This window comes from Extensimonas soli (assembly GCF_029211265.1).
GTDB lineage: Bacteria > Pseudomonadota > Gammaproteobacteria > Burkholderiales > Burkholderiaceae_C > Extensimonas > Extensimonas soli.
Map to the genome: position 1 here is coordinate 49,716 of NZ_JARGEL010000003.1, position 22,130 is coordinate 71,845.

Here is a 22,130-nt window from a genome sequence, read left to right on the forward strand (position 1 = left end):
CGAATGGCACACTCTATCGCCGCACGAAATGCGGCAAATAATTTGTTCCTGCGGAGAAAGCGCCCAATAATCTCCGCATGAAAAGCGGCGATTACAGATACATCTGGCAGGCCAGCGACTGGCCGAACTGGCGCTTCGACCTGGCGGCGCTCGCTGCTCCCATGGCCGAGGTCAGTCGCGCCCAAGGCGTGCTGCTTGGCCGTCTGGCCGACGTCGGCATGGCGCTGCGCGATCAGGCCAGCCTGGCCGCGCTCACCGAGGACGTGGTCAAGACCAGCGAGATCGAGGGCGAGCAGCTCAACGTCGAATCGGTGCGTTCGAGCATCGCGCGCCGGTTGGGCGTGGACATCGGCGCCCTAGGAGCCTGTCGGACTTTGGGCGTCGATAGCGAGAATGCGCCCCGGCGAGACCAGTTTTTGCCGGATTCGCAGCCCCATAGTGGTGCTATGGGGCAAGAAGACGGTAAAAAATGGGCCGCTGCGGCGCATTCGCAGCCGACGATTCCAAAGTCCGACGGGCTCCTAGTGTAGTGTTCGACGCTATCTGCGACATAAAACCGCGTCTTTTCGGCCTGGGCCGCGTTGCAAATCCTCGCGATACCACCCGGTATCGCTGCGGTTTGCGCCTTGCCCAGACCAAAAATCCATCGGTTTTATTTGTCGCATCAAGCATCAAACACTACACTAGCCCCGGTCGATCGCCACGTCGAAGGCGTGGTCGAGATGGTGCTCGATGCCACGGCCAACTGTGAGGCTCCGGTGACGCGAGAGCGCTTGTTTGGCTGGCATGCCGCGCTGTTTCCTACGGGTTACTCGGGCCTCTCCAAGATCAAAGTTGCTGGCTGGCGAGACGATGCCAGTGGCCCGATGCAGGTGGTGTCCGGTGCCATCGGCCGCCAGCGCGTGCACTTCGAGGCGCCGCCTGCGCAGCGGCTGGAGGCTGAAACCAGCCGCTTCCTGGACTGGCTCCACAGCACATCACGCGAACCGCCGCTGCTCAAGGCTGGCCTTGGTCACCTGTGGTTCGTCACCTTGCACCCGTTCGACGACGGCAACGGGCGTATCGCTCGGGCCATCGGCGACTTGCTGCTGGCGCGCGCCGACGGTAGCCCGCAACGCTTCTACAGCTTGTCGGCGCAAATCCAGCGCGAACGCAAGGCCTACTACGACATCCTGGAGCGGACCCAGAAGCGGTCGATGGACGTCACCGAGTGGCTCGCCTGGTTTTTCGACACGCTCCATCGCGCCGTCGATCAGGCGCAGCACACGCTCGATGCCGTACTGGCCAAGGCACGTTTCTGGCAGCATTGGGCGGCCACCCCCTTGAACGAGCGTCAGGTGAAGCTGCTCAACCGGTTGCTCGACGGGTTCGAAGGCAAGCTCACCAGCAGCAAGTGGGGATCCATAGCCAAGTGCTCGCCGGACACGGCACTGCGCGACATCAACGATCTGCTGGCGCGCGGCGTGCTGCGAAAATCGAATGCGGGCGGGCGCAGTACCAGCTACGAGTTGAACCCAGATTGTCCATGAGGCGGTGCTGCGCACCTACGCGGGCGCTGGCGGACGTCTGCCGGTCATTTTGGCCGCGGCTTCGGCGTCCATGGCACCGGCCATGGACTTCTCACCCGCGACCAAACTGCCTCGCCAGCCGCCTCGCCATCNACCAAACTGCCACGCCAGCCGCCTCGCCATCGTCCCGCGTCCTAATGAACAATCTGGGTTGAATGGTGATGTCGGCTGGGCGGGGTGCCGGAACAGGCGGGTAGACAATCTATGCCACTTGGTGGCACAATAAAGCCGATGACGCAGGTATTCAAAACTCGCCATTTCCAGCGATGGATGCGCAAGACGGAGCTCACCGATGCCGTCCTGTGCAAGGCCGTTCAGGAGATGGCGGCCGGCCTGATCGACGCTGACCTCGGCGGCAGCGTGGTGAAGAAACGCGTCGGGTTGGCGGGGCGCGGCAAGCGTGGCGGCGTGCGTACGCTGGTCGCCACCAACAAGGGCAACCGTTGGTTCTTCGTGTTCGGCTTCGAGAAGAGCGAACGGGCGAACGTCAGCGACGAGGAACTTGAAGGCTTGCAGATCCTCGCCGCCGACCTGCTGGCTCGAACAGGCCCGCAACTGGATGAAGCCGTTGCCGACGGCGCTTTGCAGGAGATTTGCCAATGACCACCAAGACCAAGAGCCGCATCCTCGAGGCTGTTCACGAATCGGCCAGCGATCTGCATCGCCTGGGGTTCATCGACAAGCGCAAGATGCAGAAATACGACGCGCTGTGCCTGGAGCCGGTGCAGGACTACGACGCCGAAAAGGTCAAGGCGCTGCGCGAGCGATTGCACCTGAGTCAGGCCGTGCTGGCCAGCGTGCTGAACACCAGCACGTCCACTGTCCGTAAGTGGGAGGTGGGCGACAAGCGCCCCAGCGGGCCGTCGCAGAAGCTGCTGGACATCCTCGAGCGCAAGGGTCTGGAAGCGGTTCTTTGATCCGCCCATTGCCGCTTACGCCCGCTGCATTGCTATTCAAGCGACGGAGACGGAATTGAACCGGCGTCCGTCCACCACCATACACAAGGGCTCGGATAGTCTCCGGGCCCTTTTTCTTGCCTGAAATCCCCGCGCCACGCGGGGGGCCGGCCGATGAGCTTGCGGATGCCATCCTGCCGCTCGGCTGTTGACGCCGACCGAAAACTGAGCCATTTTTGAACGTGATGCCGACGCAAAATTCAGTCAGGTGTTTTACCTGCCCTGCTGTTTTTTCAGCAAGGGAATGAAGAGGGTGATCACCATGGACATGATTGGCAAGATCCGACGGATGCGCGGCCGGGACAAGACGACGAAGCGGGAAATTGCGAGGGCGACGGGACTATCGCGTAACACGGTGGCCAAGTGGCTGAACGCGGCGCAGCCTGTGGAGCGCAAGTACCGTCGGGAGGTGGTCAAGGCGAGCAAGCTGTTGGGGCACGAGGGCGAGCTGATCCGGGCCTTGCAGGCCGATGCCAAGCGGCCCAAGAAGGAGCGGCGCACGGCCAAGTCCTTGTTTGCGCAGATCAAGGCGGCGGGCTATGAGGGCGGCTAGTGTAGTGTTTGATGCTTGATGCGACAAATAAAACCGATGGATTTTTGGTCTGGGCAAGGCGCAAACCGCAGCGATACCGGGTGGTATCGCGAGGATTTGCAACGCGGCCCGGGCCGAAAAGACGCGGTTTTATGTCGCAGATAGCGTCGAACACTACACTAGCCAAGTGCTCGCCGGACACTGCACTGCGCGACATCAACGATCTGCTGGCGCGCGGCGTGCTGCGGAAATCGAATGCGGGCGGGCGCAGCACCAGCTACGAGTTGAACCCAGATTGTCCATGAGGCGGTGCTGCGCACCTACGCGGGCGCTGGCGGACGTCTGCCGGTCATTTTGGCCGCGGCTTCGGCGTCCATGGCACCGGCCATGGACTTCTCACCCGCGACCAAACTGCCTCGCCAGCCGCCTCGCCATCATCCTGCGTCCTAATGAACAATCTGGGTTGAACCCAGATTGTCCATGAGGCGGTGCTGCGCACCTACGCGGGCGCTGGCGGACGTCTGCCGGTCATTTTGGCCGCGGCTTCGGCGTCCATGGCACCGGCCATGGACTTCTCACCCGCGACCAAACTGCCTCGCCAGCCGCCTCGCCATCATCCCGCGTCCTAATGAACAATCTGGGTTGAACGAGCCGCCGGCAGTGTGCGTGCTGCTCGGAATGACTTGGCCCACCGGCCGAACAGCGCCTTCATGAACTCCTGCCAACTCGTCCGGAAAGAAATCAAGAGGGACGTAGCCCAGCCCAACCAACAACCGCTCGCCGCCCGCAGGTGCATCAGCGAGGCCACCGCTGGAACGCGGGCGCACCGAGGCCGTGGAAGGCGGCGCGCTGATTCCCGCGGGGCTCGCGGATGCGGTCTTGATCGCGGCGCAAGATTTTGAGGAAAATAGCTCTCAAGCCAAGGTGCAGCAAGCGCAAGTAGCTCCTAAAAGCATATCTTTGCGCGCTGCCGCCTACGCCTGGGCCGACTACGCGCCCGAGCGCAGCGCGCACGCTCAAGCCGCCGCAATGCGTACATCGGCCCACACGAGGCGCACGCACAGGCCGCCTTGCGGCGGGGTCGTGATCTCCAGGCGTGCGCCCAGCAGCTCGGCGTAGCGCGTGACGATGGCCAGGCCCAGGCCCGCGCCTTGCCCCAGGCTCTGCCCTACGTCGCCTTGCACCCAGCGCTGGCGCAGCCGGTCGCGCAGCGCGGGCGAGATGCCGGGGCCGTTGTCGCTGACCGCAAGCACCACTTCGCCGCCCGTGTGCTCGAGCGCCACGGTGATCTGCGCCGCGACGCCGCTGTGCGCTGGGCGGCCGTGGCGCAAGGCGTTGTCGATGAGGTTGTGCAGCACGCCTTCGAGCAGCACGGGCTGGGCCTGCAGCGTCACCGCCTGTTCGAGGCCGCGCGCGCCCAGATCGACCTGTGCGGCGTCGGCGCGCTGCAAAAAGCGCAGCACCACGGCATGCACGAGCTCGTCGAGGCGCACGGGCTGGGCGGGCAGCACGTAGCCGGCCTCGTCGGCCAGCGCAAGCGCCAGCAATTGCTCGATCAGGTGGCTCGCGCGCTCTTCGCTGTGCAAAATGGCATGCAACTGAGCTTGCCACACGGCGGGCTCGTCGTGCTGCAGCGCGTAGCTTGCGAGCGCCCGGATGCCTGCGAGCGGCGTGCGCAGCTCGTGTGCGACATTGCCGGCGAATTCGCGTTGCGCGCGCACGCTGTCGGCCACGCGCGCGAGCAGGCCGTTCACCGCGGCGCCGAGGTTCCAGAGGTCGCGCGTCGAGGGCCGTACCTGCAGCGGGGCGAGGTCGCGCGCGGCGCGCTGCGCCAGCGCTTGCTGTAGTGCGACGAGCGGCTGCAGGTCGCGCTGGATGGCGCGCCGCAGCCACCAGCTCAGCGCGAGCAAGAGCACGATCTGCGGCGCTATCGAATACCCCAGCACGCTGCGCAGCAGCGCCGCGCGGCTGTGCACGGTCTGCGCCATGACCACGTCGAAAGACGGCGGCCCGCTGGCGTGCAAGCGCACCGCGCGCAGCGCATGCCCTTGGTAAGACACGTCGGAAAACCGGTATTCCTCCCCGGCTTGCGGCGCTGGCACGGGCAGATTGGCGTTGCCTGCGAGCATCGTGCCGTCGGGGCGCAGCACCGCGAAATACACCGTCTCGACCTGGTCGAACAGCACCGCCTGGACTTCGCGCGAAGTCAGTGCGAATTCGAGCCGGCCATTGGCTGCGTGCACGTTCGCGGCGGCGGCGTAGGCGTCGTCCAGGATGGAACGGTCGAAGGCGCGCTGCACAAAGCCATTGGCCACAAGCACCGAGATGGCCGTGCCCACGAGCCAGGTCAGCGCGAGCGGCGCGAGCACGTGGCGCAGCAGCCGCGTGCGCAGCGAGGGCAGAGGCGTGTGTGCCGTCAGAAGGCCTGCCGTCGGTGCGGTTTCTGGCTGCGCACCCATGGGCGCTTGCTGTGGCATGGGTGTGGCGCGCGCTGTGGGGGTGTCTGGGGGCATGTTCCCTGCGGAAATGGACGCTTACTGCGCTTCGAGCATGTAGCCGAGGCCGCGCAGCGTGCGTATGCCTGCGCCGCTGTCCGCGAGCTTTTTGCGCAGGCGCGAGATGAACGCCTCGAGCGCGTTGTCGCCCAGCAGCTCGTCGAAGTCCGAGAGCTTTTCGGCGAGCTGGCGTTTGCTGACCACACGCCCCGGCGGCGTCATGAGCTCCCACAGCACTTCGAATTCGCGCGCCGGCAGCTCCAGCGGCTGCCCTTGCGCGGTGAAGCGGCGTGCGCGCCGGTCGAGCGCGAGCGCGCCAACGCATACGTGGTCGTCGGCACCTTGGGCGCGTCGCGCCAGGGCGCGCAGGCGCGCTTCGACCTCGGCGAGGTCGAACGGCTTGCCCAGGTAGTCGTCGGCGCCCGCGTCCAGGCCGGCGATGCGTTCTTCGGTGCGGTCACGCGCCGTGAGCACCAGCACCGGCGTGCGGTCGCCCCGCGCACGCGCGGCGCGCAGCGCCGTGAGGCCGCTGCCTGGCGCACTGCTTTGTGCGCTGCCAGGGGTGTTGTCGAGCGGCAGATTCAGGTCGAGCAGCACGGCATCGAAGCTCTGCACGCGCCAAAAATGCTGCGCCTCGGCCACGCTGCGCGCCAGATCGACGCGGTGCCCGGCTTCGGTGAGGCTGCGCAGCATGACGTCGTGCAGCACGGCGTCGTCTTCTACGAGCAGGATTCGCATGGGGCGTAGAGGGTCGGGGGAAGGTCAGGTCGCGGTCAGGTCGCACGCGCGATAAACGCGGCATGAGCATACGACAGTCCCTCGTTCTTCGCCGCTGCGGTGTGGTTTGGGCGCTCGTGGCGCTTGCATGGGCGGGTGCGGCGCCCGCGCAAGAGCGCGCCGCGCCTGCGATGCCGGCGCCCGCAATGCCTGCGCCTGCGCTGGCCGAGCCGGCAGCCATGGCGCAAGCCGCCGGCGCGCGGGCCCTGACCTTGGCGCAGGTGCTTGCAGCAGCGCGCGACAGCAGCGCCGTGCTGCAGGCGCGTGCAGCGTTGTCGGCAGCGCAGGCCGACATCAAGAGTGCCGACCATGCGCCTTTGCCCGTGTTCACCGGCAAGTCTTCGTCCATGGATTTGCAGCACGGGCTGGGTGGCGGCAGTTTGCTCGGGCAAAAGCGCATCGACAAGTCGCTGGAGCTCGACTGGACTTGGGAGCGCGGCAACAAACGCGCGCTGCGCACCGAGGCCGCGCAGCGCAGCGCAGACGCCGCGCAGTCGGACGTGCACGAGGTGCAAACGCAGCAGCTGCAGGCTGCGCTCGGCGCGTACTTCGAGTTGCTGGCGGCGCAGGAGCGCCTGCGCGAAACGCAGGCCATAGAGCACAGCGCACAGGAGCTCGCACGCCTGGCCGAGCGCCGGCTGCAGGCGGGCGACCTTGCGGCGCAAGACGTGCAGCGCACGCGCATCGAGGCCGAGCGCGCGCACACCGACACGCAGGCCGCCACGCTCGCGCACGAGCAGGCGGCCGTGGCCCTGGTGCAGATCATTGGCCGCAACGCGGGCCTGGGCGCGGGTGCGGCGCTCAGCGCTTCGGCGAGCGACTGGCCCGCTGCCCCGGCAACGGCCGACACCGCGCTGCCGCCCGCACTGCGAGCCGACCTGGACGCCTTGGTGGAGGAGCGCAGCGACGTGCGCGCGGCGCTGGCGCGCGCACGCGCCGCGCAGTCGGCGCTGGCCTTGGCGAACGCGCAGCGCAAGTCCGACTGGACGCTGGGAGCGTCTTACGACCATTGGCCGGGCACCTCGAACCGCCTGGTCGAACTGCGCATCCAGATGCCGCTGCAATGGGGCTACCACTACGAGGGCGAGATCGGTCGCGCGCAAGCCATGGAGGAGCAAGCGCAGGAGCTGCTCGACGACACGCGCCGCCAGGCACGCCTGGACTTGCAAAACCTGCAGCAGACCGCCTTGCGCGCCGCGCAGCGCGTGGCGAGCTTCGAGCGCGGCATCTTGCCGCGGGCGCGCGAGGTAGCCCAAAGCGCCGAATTTGCCTACGCCAAAGGTGCGCTGTCGCTGACCGATTTGCTCGACGCGCGCCGCACGCTGCGCGCCACCCTGCTCGACGCGGTCACCGCGCACGCCGACTACGCCAAAGCGCTCGGCGCCTGGCAGTTGCGCGTGCAGCCGCAAGCGCTGCTCGGGCCGCGGCCCTGACCGTGGGGCGCATGAATGTCGTTTTTTTGGATGCAAGCCATGCCGATGAACTTTTCTTTTTACAAAGCCCTCGGTGCGCGTCTGCAGCGCGGGTTACCGCTGGGCCTGCTGGCGCTCGCGGCGGCAGCGCTGCTCGGCGGTTGCGGCCGCGCGGCCTCGTCCGAGGCTGCGAGCGTCGCGCCCGAGGCGGCGCCGCCCATCGTGCAAAACGGCCAGCTGCATTTCCCGCCAGGGCATCCGCAGCTCGCGTTGCTGGGTCTGTCCACGGCGCAACCGAGCCAGAGCATCGCGCTCGATCTGCCCGCGCGCCTGGTATGGAATGAGGAGCGCACGGAGCGCATCTATCCTGCGTTTGCGGGCCATGTGGCTGCGATGCGGGCGGACTTGGGGCAAACCGTCAAAGCCGGCGCGGTGCTGGCCCTGCTGGCCTCGCCCGACTTTGGTCAGGCCCAGGCGGACGCTGCCAAGGCGCGTGCCCAGGAAAGTGTTGTGCTCAAGGCCTTGCAGCGCCAGCGCGAGCTGTTCGCGGCGGGCATCGTGGCGCGCAAAGACCTCGAACAGGCGCAGGCCGACGCCGTGAGTGCGCAAGCCGAGTCTGCGCGTGCGGTTGCGCGCACGCGCCTGTATGGCGGCGACGCGCGCGTGGACCAGCAGCTGGCCATCAAATCCGACATTGCCGGCGTGGTGGTGGAGCGCAACCTGAATCCGGGGCAGGAGTTGCGCCCCGACCAGTCCGGCCCCGGCACACCGGCGCTGTTCGTCGTGACCGATCCGAGCCTGTTGTGGCTGCAGATCGACGCGCACGAGGCCGACCTGGCGGCGCTGCAGCCGGGCAGCCGCTTCAGCCTCACGGTCAACGCCTATCCGGACGAGCGCTTCACGGGCCAGGTCATGGCGCTCGCGGACGCCATCGATCCGACCACGCGCACCATCAAAGTGCGTGGCGTGGTGCCCAACCCCGACCGGCGCCTCAAGGCCGAAATGCTCGCCACCGTGCACCTGGCGCAAAAAAGCCCCGGCGGCGTCGTGGTGCCCGCGCAGGCCGTGACTTTGCGCGGCAATGCGCACGTCGTGTTCGTGCAGCGCGAGCCCGGCGTGTTCGAGCCGCGCACGGTGACGGTGGGCAATGAAGGACAGACGCAGGTCGTCGTCACCGCGGGCTTGCGTGCCGGCGAGAAGGTGGTCGCGCAAAACGCGCTGCTGCTGGCCCGCCAGTTCGAAATGGCCACGGCGGACGCTGCGGTCAAGAAGGAAGCGCAATGAAGCGGCTGATCCACTACGCGCTGCACCAGCCGCTGTTCATCGTGCTGGGCACGCTGCTGTTTGCGCTGGCCGGCGTGATTGCGTTCAAGAATCTGTCGGTCGAGGCGTTCCCGGACGTCACGGACGCGCAGGTGACCGTGATCACACTCTATCCGGGCCGCGCCCCCGAAGAGGTGGAAAAGCAGGTCACCTTGCCGATCGAGGTGGCGCTATCGGGCCTGCCGCACGCGATCCGGGTGTTTTCGCACACGCAGTTCGGTTTGTCTTACATGGTGGTGACCTACGACGAAGACGTCGATATCAATGTTGCGCGCCAGCAGGTCGGCGAGCGCCTCGCGGGCACGGACTTGCCGCCCAACGTGCAGGCGCAGATCGCCCCCAACGCCACGCCCGTGGGCGAGATCATGCGCTACCGGCTCAAGGGCGACGGCCTTTCGACCACCGAGCTGCGCAGCATCGAAGACTGGACGGTGGAGCGTGCGCTGCGCCAGGTGCCGGGCGTGGCCGACGTGGTGGCCATGGGCGGCGCCATCAAGCAGTACGAGGTGCAGCCCAATCTGGACGCGCTGCGCGCCTACAAGGTCACCTTCCAGAACCTGCTCGACGCGCTGGGGCGCGGCAACGCCAACGCAGGCGGCAGCTACGTGGCGCAGGGCGCCCAGCAGTTCACGATCCGCGGCATCGGGCTGCTGCGTTCGAGCGAGGACATAGGGCGCATCGTCGTTGCGGCGCACAACGGCACGCCGGTGCTGATCCGGGACGTGGCGCAGGTCAAGGTGGGCGCCGTGCCGCGCCTGGGCGTGGTCGGCCAGGACCAGGACGACGATGTCGTGACCGGCATCGTCGTGATGCGCAAGGGCGAGAACCCGCGCGAGGTGTTGCAGGGCGTCAAGCAAAAGATCGCCGAGCTCAACGCCCGCGGGCTACCGCCGGGCGTGCAGATCGTGCCGTTCTACGACCGCACCTGGCTCATGGACAAGACCCTCAGCACGGTGTTCCATAACCTGGTCGAAGGCGCGCTGCTGGTGTCTTTGGTGCTCTACCTTTTTCTGTCCAATCTGCGCGCGAGCATCGCCGTGGTGGCGATCATCCCGCTGGCGCTGCTGTCCACCTTCATGGGGCTCAAAATCCTCGGTGTGCCGGCGAACCTGCTGAGCCTGGGCGCGATGGACTTCGGCATCATCGTCGATGGCGCGGTGATCATGATCGAGAACATCATGCACCGCCTGGCCGAGCACGGCGAGGCCATGGACGAGGACACGCGGCGCGCAACCATCATCGATGCCGCGAGCGAAGTCGGGCGGCCCACGCTGTTTTCCATGCTCATCATCATCGCGGCGCACATCCCGATCTTTGCGCTGCAGCGCCACGAAGGGCGCATCTTCCGCCCCATGGCCCTGTCGGTGACCACGGCGCTCGTCGGCTCGCTGGTGTTTTCGCTCACGCTGGTGCCGCTGCTCGCCTACTGGACGCTGCGCAAAAAACTGCCGCATGGCGACAACCGGCTGGTGGCACGGGCCAAGCAGTGGTACGTCCCGCTGCTCGACTGGGCGCTCACGCACCGGCGCCGGGTCACCCTGATTGCGGTGGCGGTGTTCGGCGTGGCGATGGTGGCGGCGGCGCGGCTCGGGTCGGAGTTTTTGCCCGAGCTCGACGAAGGCACCATCTGGGTGAACTTCGAACTCGCGCCCAGCGTGTCCAGTGCCGAGGCGACGCACATCCTGCACCAGGCGCGGCAGGCGCTTTTGTCGGTGCCTGAAGTGCGCACCACGGTCTCCAAAGCCGGGCAGCCCGAGGATGGCACCGACCCCAAGACCATCTCCATGACCGAGACCTTCGTCGATCTCAAGCCCGAGGAGCAGTGGCGCCACGGCATGACCAAGGAAAAGATCATCGAGCAAATGGATCACGCATTGCGCGCCATCCCCGGCATAGACCCGGCCTTTTCGCAGCCGATCCGCGACAACGTGCTCGAATCGATCTCGCAGATCAAGGGCCAGATCGTCATCAAGCTCGCGGGCGACGACTTGACCGAGATGAAGCGCATCACTGACGAAATCGCGCAGCAGGTGCGCCAGGTCGCAGGGGTGGCGCGCGCCGAGATCGACCGCGACGGCCAGGTGCCGCAGCTGCTCATCGACATAGACCGCGACCAGGCCGCGCGCTACGGCCTCAACGTGGGCGACATCGATGACGTGATCGAGGCCGCGCTCGCTGGCCGGGCCGCGACCAGCATCTGGGAAGGCGAGCGCAAGTTTGCCGTGGCCGTGCGCCTGCCCGAAGACCAGCGCGTCATCGCGCGGCTGCCGCAAACGCCCATCGCCACGCCCGAAGGCGGCTACGTGCCGCTGAGCGCCGTGGCGCACATCCGCGAATCCATGGGGGCGATGAACATCGCGCGCGAGGCCGGCCGGCGCACCACCGCGATCGGCATCTTCATCCAGGGCCGCGACATGGGCTCGGTGGTCGCGGACATGAAGGAGCGCGTCGCGCGCAACGTCAAAATTCCCACGAGCTACCAGGTCACCTGGTCGGGCGAGTTCGAAAACCAGGAGCGCGCCATGCGCCGCCTCTCGATCGTGACGCCGATCTCGCTGCTGCTGATCTTCGTGCTGCTGTTCGATGCGTTCAAGTCGATCAAGACGGCGGCGCTGATCCTCGTCAACGTGCCGCTCGCGCTGATCGGCGGTTTCCTGGCGCTGTGGGTGCTGGACATTCCCTTGTCGGTGTCCGCTGCGATTGGCTTCATTGCGCTATCGGGCCAGGCCGTGCTCAACGGCGTGGTGATGCTGTCGGTCTATCAGCAATTGCAGGCCGGCGGCCTGAGCGTCCTGGAGGCCGTGCGCCTGGGCTCGCTGCAGCGCCTGCGCACGGTGCTGATGACGGCGCTGCTCGCCATGCTCGGGCTGCTGCCCATGGCCTTGTCGCACGAGATCGGCTCCGAGACGCAGCGCCCGCTGGCCATCGTCGTGATCGGCGGCCTGGTCACGGCCACCTTGCTCACGCTGATGGTGCTGCCAGCGCTCTATGTGGCCTGGTTCTCGCCGCGGGGCAAAAGCGTTTGAGCCCTTGCCCTGTTCATGGCCTCGCGCCAATTTTTAGGAAAAATGGCCATTAGCCAAGGCGCATCAAGCGCAAGCAGCTATCAAAATTGAATTACCTCGGCGGCTGTGCTTTGGCGTCCTTTGCGCCCGCAGTGCCCTCGCGGCGCGCCAGCAGCGCCTGCAACTCGTCGGGCGGGGCCACGGTGACGCCGACCTCGAGCTCGTGCGCGCCGCCGCCCTGGATCACGCCGCGCATGGGCGAGACGTCGGAAAAGTCGCGCCCCACGGCGAGCGTGACGTAGTCCTCGCCGGGGCTGCCCCAGCCGCTGCGCCGGTTCGTGGGGTCGAAGTCGAACCAGCTACCGCCGGCCTGCTGCGCCTGCGTGTGCAGCAAGGCGCTCGTGGGGGCGGTGTCGTGCGGTGGCGTGGCGCTTTCCTCGGTGGCGGCCAGCCACGGCACATACACGCTGACCCAGGCGTGCGAGGCGTCCGCGCCTATGAGCCGCGGCTTGCCGAACGGCGGGCGCGTGAGCAGGTAGCCGCTCACGTAGCGCGCGGGCAGGCCCAGGCTGCGCAGGCAGCCGAGCATGATGTGGGCGAAGTCCTGGCACACGCCCTTGCGCTGTGCGAGCGCCTGCAGCGCGGGCGTGTTGACCTGCGTGCTCGCGGGGGTGTAGCGCAGTTCGCGGTGGATGCGCTCCATGAGCGCCTGCGCGGCGGCCAGCAGCGGCGTGCCGGGCGCGAACGCGGGGCGCGCAAACGCGGCAAAGGCGTCGTCGCGCGGTACGTGCGGCGAGGCGAAGAGGAATTCGCTCGCGGCGTCGTAGGGCGCGCCGGCGCGGTAGCGATAGTGCTCGCGCACGGCCTCCCAGGTGGCTTGCCAGGGCGCGTGCCACGCGGGGGCGGTCGGTGCGTCGGTGGAAGGTGCGTCGGTGGTGGCCGCATCGGTTGCGGCGCTGGCAGGGACGAGGGAAAGGGCTTTGGCCGCCGCCGCGCAAACGCTAGGGGCAGCGGCGGTACTTGCCCCAGCGGTTGCAACCGCAGTTGCTGCGGTGGCCGAAGTTGCCGCAGCGGCAGCAATGGGCAGGGCCGCCGGGGGCTGTGTCTGCACCAGGCTGTCGGCCTCTACGCACAGGCTCTCGTGCGGCGCCTGCAGCGTGAAGAAGCTGCGCAGGTTGCCAAAAGTGTCGCGCGCCTGGCTTTGCGCGGCGGGCTCGGGGGTGACGCGCAGGGTGTGGGCGTGCACCTGCTGCACGGCGGTATCTACGGGGCTCAGGTGCAGCATGTGCTGCGCGTGGTCCACCGGGCCTTGGTAGCGGTAGCAGGTGCGGTGCAGGATGCGCAGCAGCATGGGTTTTGGGGGGTTAGATTTCGAGGCTCTGGCTGGGCCGGTCGGCGTGGCTGAAGTGCAAGCGCGTGATCTCGTCGGACAGCGTGCCCGCAGCGGCGATGCAGTCGGCCAGCAGCGTGTGCAGCGCGCCAAAGTTGCGCTCGCTGCCGGGATGCGCCAGGGCGGCGAGCTGCCAGGTTTCGGACTGCGGCAGGGCCAGCGCGAGGGCCGTATCTGCGGGAGAGGTGTTTTCGGCGAGGCGCAGCAGGCGCGAGCGCAGCGAGTGCAGCACCCAGGCGAGCGAGCGCGGGTTGTCGCGGTCGAGCACGAGCAGGTCGAGCAGCGCGGCCATGTCGCGGCGCTGCTGGTAGCGCGCGTGGAAGGTGATGGTGCTGTCGAACAGCGCCACCATGGCCTCGAAGCCGTCGATGTCCTGCAGGCTGCGCTGCTCCAGCCCGAGCATGAGTGCGCGCGCCAGGGTGACGAGCCGCTCGATGTTCCGGCCTATGGACAGCAGGCGCCAGCCGCTGTCGCGCACCATGCGGTCGGTCTGCGCGCCGGTGATGGCGGCGAGCAGCTCGCTCGCGTTTTGCAGCGCCACGAGCGCCTCGGCGGTGGCGTATTCGGCGTTGCCCGAGAGCGCGGCGCAGTCGCGCGCGAAGTCGCCCTCGGTGCGCTTGATGAGGTTCCAGTGCTCTTGCGACAGGCGCTCGCGCACCTGCGCGGCGGCGGACTTGAGCGCGCGCAGGTTGAAGCCCACGCTGTACGACTGCTCGGCCAGCGGCGTGCCCGGCGCGGGCGCGAGTGCGGCGATCAGGCTGCGCGTGAACACGCGCGGCGACTGCTCGGCGCCGGGCACGTCGGGCAGCACCAGCGCGTTTTCGCGCGCCAGTGCCGAGAGCCAGGCGACGAGCGGGCGCGCGCCGGGCTCGTCGCCCGAGAGCTGGCGCAGCACGAGCTGGGCCATGCGCACGCTGTTTTCGGCGCGCTCGGTGTAGCGCCCGAGCCAGAACAGGTTTTCTGCCGCGCGGCTGGTCACGGGGCGCTTGGGCTGCGCCTGCGTGGGCACGCCCGTGGCGGGGTGCAGCATGGTGGTGCGATCCACTGGCCCGTCGGTGAGCACCCAGCAGTCGGCGCTGCTGCCGCCGCGCTGCATGGCCGCGACGAGCTCGCCGCGCGGCGCGAGCCGCACCAGCCCACCGGGCAGTACGCGCCACGACTGCGGCCCGTCGGCGAGCGCGAACACGCGCAGGATGGCCGAGCGCGGCACCAGGCCGTCCGGCGTCCAGGTGGGCGTTTGCGACAGCGGCAGCCAGGCCTGCACCGTGTAGTCTTCGGGGTGGCGCGCGATGCGGCCCGCCCACTCGTTCAGCGCGCGCTCGTCGAGGCTGCGGCCCATCACCGTGTCCATGCGCGTGTTCGGGTAGGTGGGGCGGATCACGCTCGTGGGCAAAAGCGGCAGCACCTCGCGCAGCGCGGCTTCTTCGCCGCACCACCAGGTAGCGAGCGACGGCAGGCGCAGCGGCTCGCCCAGCAGGTGTTCGCTGATGGCGGGCAAAAAGCCCAGCAGCGCGCTCGACTCGAGCGGCGCCGAGCCCGGCATGTTGGCCATGAGCAGATTCCCCGCGCGCAGCACCTGCAGCAGGCCGGGCACGCCGAGCGTGGAGTCGGCGCGCAGCTCCAGCGGGTCCAGCCATTCGTCGTCGAGGCGCTTGATGAGCGCGTGCACGGGCTCCAGGCCCTGCAGCGTCTTGAGGTACAGGCGCTGGTCGCGCACCGTGAGGTCGCTGCCCTCGACGAGCGTGAGGCCCAGGTAGCGCGCGAGGTAGGCGTGCTCGAAGTAGGTCTCGTTGTACGGGCCGGGCGTGAGCAGCGCGATGCGCGCGTTCTCGCCTTCGGGCAGCCTGCGCTGCAGGCCCTCCATGAGCGCGCGGTAGCTCGCGGCGAGGCGCTGCACCTTCATGCCCGCGAAGGCGTGCGGAAACTGGCGCGAGACGGCGATGCGGTTTTCGAGCAGATAGCCCAGCCCCGAGGGCGCCTGCGTGCGCTGGCCCACCACCGACCAGCGCCCGTCGGGGCCGTGTGCGAGGTCGAGCGCCACGATGGGCAGCCAGGTGTCGCCGGGCGGGCGCACGTCCAGCATGGGGCGCAGGTAGCCGGGGTGGCCCTGCACCAGCGCGGCGGGCAGCAGCGCGCGCTGCAGCAGCGTGCGCGGGCCGTACAGGTCGGCCATCATGGCGTCGAGCAGGCGCGCGCGCTGGCGCACCCCGGCCTCGATCTGCGCCCAGTCCTGCGGGCTCACGATCAGCGGCAGCAAGTCCAGCGCCCAGGGCCGCTGCAGGCCCGCAGAGGCGTCGGCATAGACGTTGTAGGTCACGCCGTTGTCGCGCAGCTGGCGCTGCAGGTTGTCGTTGCGGCGTGTGAGGTCGTCCTTGCCCAAATAGGCAAAAAAGCGCGCCCAGGCCGGGTTCAGGCTGCGCGCGGGCTGCTCTGCGGTGGCGTCGGCGGCCGCATCGGGCGCGGTGGCGCCGAACAATTCGTCGAAGTGGCCCGGCGCGGCCGGGGCGCTGTGCAATGGCAGCGCAGCGGGGTCGAGGCCGGGGAGGGTGGAGGGAGAGGCGGACATGGGGCCCGAGTATGCCCGCTGGGTGCTGGCGTTCGTGCTGGCGGCGGTTGCCGTTGCGCCGGGCTGGGCTGGGTGGGGCGGCTCCGCCCGGGCTGGTTCGCTGGCCGGGGCCGGGCCGCCTGCACCTTTGGCCGCGTACCCATCCGTTGTCGTGGATGCTTTGGAATCCGTAGCTGCTTGCGCAGGCGCAGAGCCGTCTGACGGGTCTTTTGGCATAAAAACGCGGGCGGCGGCGTTGGCGGCGGCGTTGGCGGCGGCGTTGGCGGGGGGACCGCTCAGGTGCGCCGCAGGTCCAGCGTGAACGGGAACTCGCGGCTCGGTGTGGCCGGCGCTGCGTCGAGCTTGCCCGGCGTGTGCCCCATCTGGAAAAAGCGTGCGAGGCGCCGGCTCTCGGCCTCGTAGGCGTTCACGGGGAAGTTGTCGTAGCTGCGCCCGCCCGGGTGCGTGACGTGGTACTGGCAGCCGCCAAGCGAGCGCTGCATCCAGCGGTCGACGATGTCGAAGGTGAGCGGCGCGTGCACGCCAATCGAGGGGTGCAGCGACGAGGGCGGCGCCCAGGCCTTGTAGCGCACGCTGGCGACGTATTCGCCCACGGTACCGGTGGGCTGCAGCGGCAGCGCCTGGCCGTTGCAGGTGAGGACGTAGCGGCTGTCGTTGTAGCCGCTCACGTGCACTTCGAGCCGCTCCAGCGACGAATCGACGTAGCGCGCAGTGCCGCCGGGGGTGCCTTCTTCGCCCATGACGTGCCAGGGCTCGAGCGCGTTGCGCAGCGTGAGCGCCATGCCGCGCGCGGTGACCTGGCCGATGAGCGGGAAACGGAACTCGAAGTGCGGCGCGAACCACGCCATGTCGAAGGCGTAGCCGAATTCGGCGAGCTCGCTGAGCACGTCCTCGAAGTCCATGCGCACGAAGGTCGGCAGCATGAAGCGGTCGTGCAGCTCGGTGCCCCAGCGCGTGAGCGTGCCGCTCCAGGGCTGCTGCCAAAAGCGCGCCACCAGGGCGCGCAGCAGCAGCTGCTGCGCAATGCTCATGCGCGCGTGCGGCGGCATCTCGAAGGCGCGCAGCTCCAAAAGCCCCAGGCGCCCGGTGGCGGAGTCGGGCGAATACAGCTTGTCGATGCAGAACTCGCTGCGGTGCGTGTTGCCGGTGACGTCGATGAGGATGTTGCGCAGCGTGCGATCGACGAGCCACGGCGGCATCTCCTGGCCGTGCAGGGCGCGGTTGCGCGCGATTTCGCGCAGCGCGATTTCGAGCTCGTAGAGCTGGTCGTTGCGCGCCTCGTCCACGCGCGGGGCCTGGCTCGTGGGGCCTATGAACAGGCCGCTGAACAGGTATGACAGCGAGGGGTGGTTGTGCCAGTACGCCACCAGGCTGCCCAGCAGCTCGGGGCGGCGCAAAAAGGGCGAGTCGGCCGGCGTGGCGCCGCCGAGCACGAAGTGGTTGCCCCCGCCGGTGCCGGTGTGGCGGCCGTCGGTCATGAACTTTTCGGCGCACAGGCGCGTCTCGTGCGCCGCGGCGTAGAGGAATTCGGTGTGCTCGACGAGCTCGGCCCAGTCGTGCGCGGGGTGGATGTTGACCTCGATCACGCCGGGGTCGGGGGTGACCTGCAGCATCTTCAGGCGTGCGTCGCGCGGCGGCGGGTAGCCTTCGAGGATGACCTTCACGTCCAGCGCCTGCGCCGTGGCTTCGACGGCGGCGAGCAGGTCCAGGTAGTCTTCGAGCCGCGCGAGCGGCGGCATGAACACGTACAGGTGCTGGCTTTTGCCGCCTTGCGTGCGCTCGGCCAGCGGGCCGTTGGCGCGCTGCGGGTCGCGCGCCTCCACGCACAGCGCGGTGCGCGTGAGCCAGGCAGCCGATTCGCCCAGGCGCGGCATGCGCGTGTCGAGCACGCCGGGGGCGACGGCGGGCGGCAGGCCGGTGCCGGGGGCTGCGCCTTCTTCCCCTTCAGCCTGCGTGCCCACGCCCGTGCCCACGCCCAGGCTCTGCACGGCCACCGTGCCGCCTTCGGCAAAGCCGCCGCCGATCTGGTGCGGCGCAATACCGTGGCCCGGCCCAGCGCGGCCCGGGCTTTGCGTGCGCAGCGGCGCGTAGGCGGGCAGCGGTGTGCGCGGAGCGAACGGGTCTTGCTCGATGTGGTAGGGGTAGTCGGCCTGCGCCACCCAGGGCAGCGAGTCGAGCGGCAGGCGCCAGCCCATGGGCGAGTCGCCGGGCATGAGGTACATGCGCTCGTCGCGCAAAAACCACGGTCCGCTGGCCCAGCGCGTGCGCGTGGCCGTGCCGTCTTCGGCCAAAAACGCGGGCGCATACGGCTGCAGCGGCAGCACGTAGCCCACCACGGCGTCCAGCCCCTGGCCGAACACGCGGCGCAGGCGTGCGCGCTCCAGCGGGTCGTCGAGCTTGCTGTCGAACGGGTCCACGTTCACGGGCAGGCGCCGCTCGCGCCACAGGTAGTACCAGGTGTCTTCATAGCCGGCCTCGATCCAGTTCGTGCTGATGCGCAGCTGCTCGGCCAGCGTGCGGATGAAGCGCTGCGCGTCTTCGTGCGTGTAGTGCGCGCTCTCGCGCTCGTCGGCCAGCAGCGCCGGGTCGTGCCAGCAGGGGCGCCCGTCGGCGCGCCAGAACACCGACAGCGCCCAGCGCGGCAGCTGTTCGCCCGGATACCACTTGCCCTGCCCCATGTGGATGAAGCCGCCCGCGCCGTAGTGCGCGCGCAGCCGCCCCAGCAGCTCGGTGGCGTAACCGCGCTTGGTCGGGCCCAGCGCGTCGGTGTTCCATTCGGGCGCGTCGCGGTCGCTCGTGGCCACGAAGGTGGGCTCGCCGCCCTGCGTGAGGCGCACGTCGTGGCGCTGCAGGTCGGCGTCCACCTGCTCGCCCAGCGCCAGGATGTGCGCCCATTGCGCTTCGGTGTAGGGCTTGGTGACGCGCGGCGACTCGTGCACGCGCGTGACCTGCATGTGGTGGCTGAACGTCACCTCGCATTCATCGACCAGACCCTCCACGGGCGCGGCGCTCGAGGGCTGCGGCGTGCAGGCCAGCGGAATGTGCCCCTCGCCCGCAAGCAGGCCCGAGGTCGGGTCCAGCCCGATCCAGCCCGCGCCGGGCAGAAATACCTCGCACCAGGCGTGCAGGTCGGTAAAGTCTTTTTCGGGGCCGCTCGGGCCGTCGATGGCCTTGACGTCGGGCGCGAGCTGGATCAGATAGCCCGAGACAAAGCGCGCCGCAAGCCCCAGGTGGCGCAGCAGTTGCACCAGCAGCCAGCCGCTGTCACGGCACGAGCCGCGCGCCAGCTGCAGTGTGGTTTCGGGGCTTTGCACGCCCGGCTCCATGCGGATGGTGTAGGCCACGTCGGCGTGCAGGCGCTGGTTCAGTTCGACCAGAAAGTCTATGGTGCGGCGGGGCGTGCGGTCTATGCGCGCGAGGTAGTCGGCCAACAGCGGCGTGAGCGGGGTGAGCGGCTCCTTGGCCAGGTAGGGCGCAAGCTCCTGCTGCTGTGCGCGCTCGTAGGCGAACGGAAACTCCTCGGCGTAGGGCTCGAGGAAAAAGTCGAAGGGGTTATAGACCGCCATTTCCGCGACCAGGTCTATGGTGATCTTGAACTCGGTCGTGGGCTCGGAAAACACCAGGCGCGCCTGGTAGTTGGCAAACGGGTCCTGCTGCCAGTTGATGAAGTGTTTGGCCGGCTCCACGCGCTGCGAATACGCGAGGATCTTGGTGCGGCTGTGCGGCGCGGGGCGCAGGCGCACGACCTGCGGGCCAAGCTCCACGGGGCGGTCGTAGCGGTAGTGCGTGATGTGGTTCAGGGCGACGTGGATGGCCATGGGGCGTCTTTCGCAGAAGATGCTGTGATGTGAGGTGAGCCTAGCCTAGCAAGTCCTGCGCCAAACGCCGATGACAAAACCGCCCCGTGGGTGCGAAACCACACACAGCCCACGCTCGTACAGGGGCCGATGCGCCAAGGCGCTTTGCTACACTTTGCGCCCATGTTCATTCACCGCATGTCCACCGCAGGTCGCAGCGACCGGGGAGCCTGGCCCTGGCGTAAGCCTGCTGCAGCACACCTTTGTTGACCGCGTCCGGCGCAGCAGCCGGGCACCCCCGCGTGGCCTGCGCCTTGGGCCACTTGCATGCAATGGAATGAACGAGGCGGCACCCGGCTTTCAGCCAGCCTTTCGATGCGACGCGGTGCCGCTTTCTCCCCAGGAGTCCCCGGTGATCTCAGAATCAGAATTCCAAGCCCTGGCCGATGCCGGCTACAACCGCATCCCGCTCGTGGCCGAGGCCTTTGCGGACCTCGAAACCCCGCTGTCTTTGTATCTTAAATTGGCCTGCAAGGCAGATGGATCAAGCGCGGGCAGCTATAGTTTTTTGCTCGAATCGGTGGTCGGCGGCGAGCGCTTCGGGCGCTACAGCTTCATCGGCCTGCCGGCGCGCACCTTGCTGCGCGCGCGCGGCTTCGGTGAGCGGGCGTGCACCGAAGTGGTGACCGACGGCCAGGTGGTCGAATCGGCGCGGGGCAACCCGCTCGACTTCATCGCGGCCTACCAGCAGCGTTTCAAGGTCGCGCTGCGCCCCGGCCTGCCGCGCTTTTGCGGCGGGCTCGCGGGCTATTTTGGCTACGACACGGTGCGCCACATCGAGAAAAAGCTGCAATCGAGCTGCCCGCCCGACACGCTGGGCACGCCCGACATCCTGCTGCTGCAGTGTGAGGAGCTCGCCGTCATCGACAACCTCTCGGGCAAGCTCTCGCTCATCGTCTATGCCGACCCGGCCACGCCGCAGGCCTACGCGCATGCCTGCGCACGGCTCGACGCCTTGCGCGCGCAGCTGCAAAACCCCGTGCACCCGCCCGTGCTGCGCGCCAGCGCCAGCGCGCCCACGCAGCGCGACTTTGCCAAGGACGACTACCTGGCCGCCGTGCTGCGCGCCAAGGAGCTGATCGCCGCGGGCGACTTCATGCAGGTGCAGGTGGGCCAGCGCATCCACAAGCCCTACGATCAGAGCCCGCTCGCGCTGTACCGCGCGCTGCGCTCGCTCAACCCCTCGCCGTACATGTATTTTTATGACATGGGGGACTTTCAGGTGGTGGGCTCCAGCCCCGAAATCCTGGTGCGCCAGGAGCGCACCGACGCGGGCACCAAGGTCACGATCCGCCCGCTTGCGGGCACGCGCCCACGCGGCGCCACGCCCGAGGCCGACCTGGCCGCCGAACGCGAGCTCGTCAACGACCCCAAGGAGCGCGCCGAGCACGTGATGCTGATCGACCTCGCGCGCAACGACATCGGCCGCATCGCCAAGATCGGCAGCGTGAAGGTGACCGAAGCCTTTGCCGTGGAGCGCTACAGCCACGTCATGCACATCGTGAGCAACGTCGAGGGCATGCTGCAAGACGGCATGACCAACATGGACGTGCTGCGCGCCACCTTCCCCGCGGGCACGCTCACGGGCGCGCCCAAGGTGCACGCGATGGAACTGATCGACCAGCTCGAACCCGTCAAGCGCGGCATCTACGGCGGCGCCTGCGGGTATCTGAGCTACGCGGGCGACATGGACGTGGCCATTGCCATCCGCACCGGCATCGTCAAGGACGGCACGCTCTACGTGCAGGCGGCCGCCGGCGTGGTGGCCGACAGCGTGCCCGAGCTCGAATGGCGCGAAACCGAACACAAGGCGCGCGCGCTGCTGCGCGCCGCCGAACTCGTCGAGGAGGGGCTGGAATGACCAAGGCCATCGAACAGGTGCTGCACTGCACCACCATGAGCGAAGTGCGCCGCGGCGTCGATGCGCTCGACGACGTATTGGTGCCCCTGCTCGTACAGCGCCTGGGCTACATGCTGCAGGCCGCGCGCATCAAGCAGGCGCCCGAGCAGGTGCGCGACGAGGCGCGCATCGCCGCCATCGTGGAGCGCGTGCGCGCACGCGCCCAGGCCGAAGGCGGCCCGCCCGAGGTGCTCGAAGAAATCTACCGCGCCCTCATGGAAACCTGCATCGCCTTCGAGCAGCGCGCATTCGACCGTCTGCGCAACCAGCCAGCGCAGCCTGCGAGTGGTACGTCTGCGAGCGTACCGTTCGCCAGCGCAGCATCGGCCAGCGCGCCCGCCACCGCAGC

The 22,130-nt window shown here is 68.4% G+C and carries 12 protein-coding genes and 4 pseudogenes; 11 read left to right on the forward strand and 5 right to left on the reverse strand.

The annotated features are described in order from the left end of the window. The first annotated feature begins 77 nt into the window (after nt 1-77). The 6 genes and pseudogenes from PYV55_RS16300 to PYV55_RS00260 all read left to right on the forward strand — a co-directional run. A complete protein-coding gene (locus tag PYV55_RS16300) occupies nt 78-530 on the forward strand; it encodes a DUF4172 domain-containing protein (protein WP_407066743.1) in 453 nt (150 codons plus the stop codon). Between the two features lie 153 nt (nt 531-683). Next, nucleotides 684-1,529, forward strand: a pseudogene (locus tag PYV55_RS00240) (Fic family protein); the annotation flags it as partial. 270 nt (nt 1,530-1,799) lie between these two features. After that, on the forward strand, nt 1,800-2,171 hold the full coding sequence (locus PYV55_RS00245) for a type II toxin-antitoxin system RelE/ParE family toxin (protein WP_275848153.1): 372 nt from the start codon (nt 1,800-1,802) through the stop codon (nt 2,169-2,171). Beyond that, nucleotides 2,168-2,485, forward strand: a complete 318-nt coding sequence (locus PYV55_RS00250; RefSeq protein WP_054257791.1) for a helix-turn-helix domain-containing protein — start codon at nt 2,168-2,170, stop codon at nt 2,483-2,485. Before PYV55_RS00245 ends, PYV55_RS00250 begins: the two co-directional genes overlap by 4 nt. A gap of 301 nt (nt 2,486-2,786) precedes the next feature. Beyond that, nucleotides 2,787-3,074: pseudogene (locus tag PYV55_RS00255) on the forward strand (IS21 family transposase); the annotation flags it as partial. A gap of 161 nt (nt 3,075-3,235) precedes the next feature. Next, nucleotides 3,236-3,361: pseudogene (locus PYV55_RS00260) on the forward strand (DUF4172 domain-containing protein); the annotation flags it as partial. 711 nt (nt 3,362-4,072) lie between these two features. On the opposite strand, the gene PYV55_RS00265 reads toward PYV55_RS00260, so the two are convergent. Together PYV55_RS00265 and PYV55_RS00270 are read right to left on the reverse strand one after the other, a co-directional pair. Continuing rightward, a complete protein-coding gene (locus tag PYV55_RS00265; RefSeq protein ID WP_275848189.1) occupies nt 4,073-5,515 on the reverse strand; it encodes a sensor histidine kinase in 1,443 nt (480 codons plus the stop codon). Between the two features lie 75 nt (nt 5,516-5,590). Next, complete coding sequence (locus tag PYV55_RS00270; RefSeq protein ID WP_275848156.1) at nt 5,591-6,289, reverse strand: response regulator transcription factor; 699 nt, start codon at nt 6,287-6,289, stop codon at nt 5,591-5,593. Nucleotides 6,290-6,351: 62 nt separating this feature from the next. Between PYV55_RS00270 and PYV55_RS00275 the strand changes: the two genes are divergently transcribed. From PYV55_RS00275 to PYV55_RS00285, 3 genes are read left to right on the forward strand one after another with little or no spacing between them, the layout of a single operon-like run. After that, nucleotides 6,352-7,761, forward strand: coding sequence for a TolC family protein (locus PYV55_RS00275; RefSeq protein ID WP_275848158.1), 1,410 nt, complete (start codon nt 6,352-6,354; stop codon nt 7,759-7,761). Between the two features lie 39 nt (nt 7,762-7,800). Next, nucleotides 7,801-9,024 (forward strand): efflux RND transporter periplasmic adaptor subunit, encoded by a 1,224-nt coding sequence (locus PYV55_RS00280; RefSeq protein ID WP_275848160.1) that lies wholly within the window; start codon nt 7,801-7,803, stop codon nt 9,022-9,024. Further along, nucleotides 9,021-12,089, forward strand: coding sequence for an efflux RND transporter permease subunit (locus PYV55_RS00285; protein ID WP_275848162.1), 3,069 nt, complete (start codon nt 9,021-9,023; stop codon nt 12,087-12,089). The genes PYV55_RS00280 and PYV55_RS00285 overlap by 4 nt, the downstream gene beginning before the upstream one ends. Nucleotides 12,090-12,180: 91 nt before the next feature. On the opposite strand, the gene PYV55_RS00290 is transcribed toward PYV55_RS00285, so the two are convergent. The 3 genes from PYV55_RS00290 to PYV55_RS00300 form a co-directional block, all read right to left on the reverse strand. After that, nucleotides 12,181-13,419, reverse strand: coding sequence for a transglutaminase family protein (locus tag PYV55_RS00290; RefSeq protein ID WP_275848164.1), 1,239 nt, complete (start codon nt 13,417-13,419; stop codon nt 12,181-12,183). A gap of 13 nt (nt 13,420-13,432) precedes the next feature. Then, nucleotides 13,433-16,024, reverse strand: coding sequence for a circularly permuted type 2 ATP-grasp protein (locus tag PYV55_RS00295; protein ID WP_275848166.1), 2,592 nt, complete (start codon nt 16,022-16,024; stop codon nt 13,433-13,435). Nucleotides 16,025-16,299: 275 nt separating this feature from the next. Continuing rightward, the gene (locus PYV55_RS00300; RefSeq protein WP_275848167.1) at nt 16,300-19,842 is read right to left on the reverse strand and encodes a transglutaminase family protein; all 3,543 of its coding nucleotides are present in this window, start codon (nt 19,840-19,842) and stop codon (nt 16,300-16,302) included. A gap of 391 nt (nt 19,843-20,233) precedes the next feature. Between PYV55_RS00300 and trpE the strand changes: the two genes are divergently transcribed. Both trpE and PYV55_RS00310 read left to right on the forward strand, forming a co-directional pair. Next, entirely contained in the window at nt 20,234-21,742 is a 1,509-nt protein-coding gene (trpE, locus tag PYV55_RS00305; protein ID WP_275848169.1) for an anthranilate synthase component I, read from the forward strand. 35 nt (nt 21,743-21,777) lie between these two features. Beyond that, nucleotides 21,778-22,011: pseudogene (locus PYV55_RS00310) on the forward strand (chorismate mutase); the annotation flags it as partial. Nucleotides 22,012-22,130: the final 119 nt, after the last annotated feature.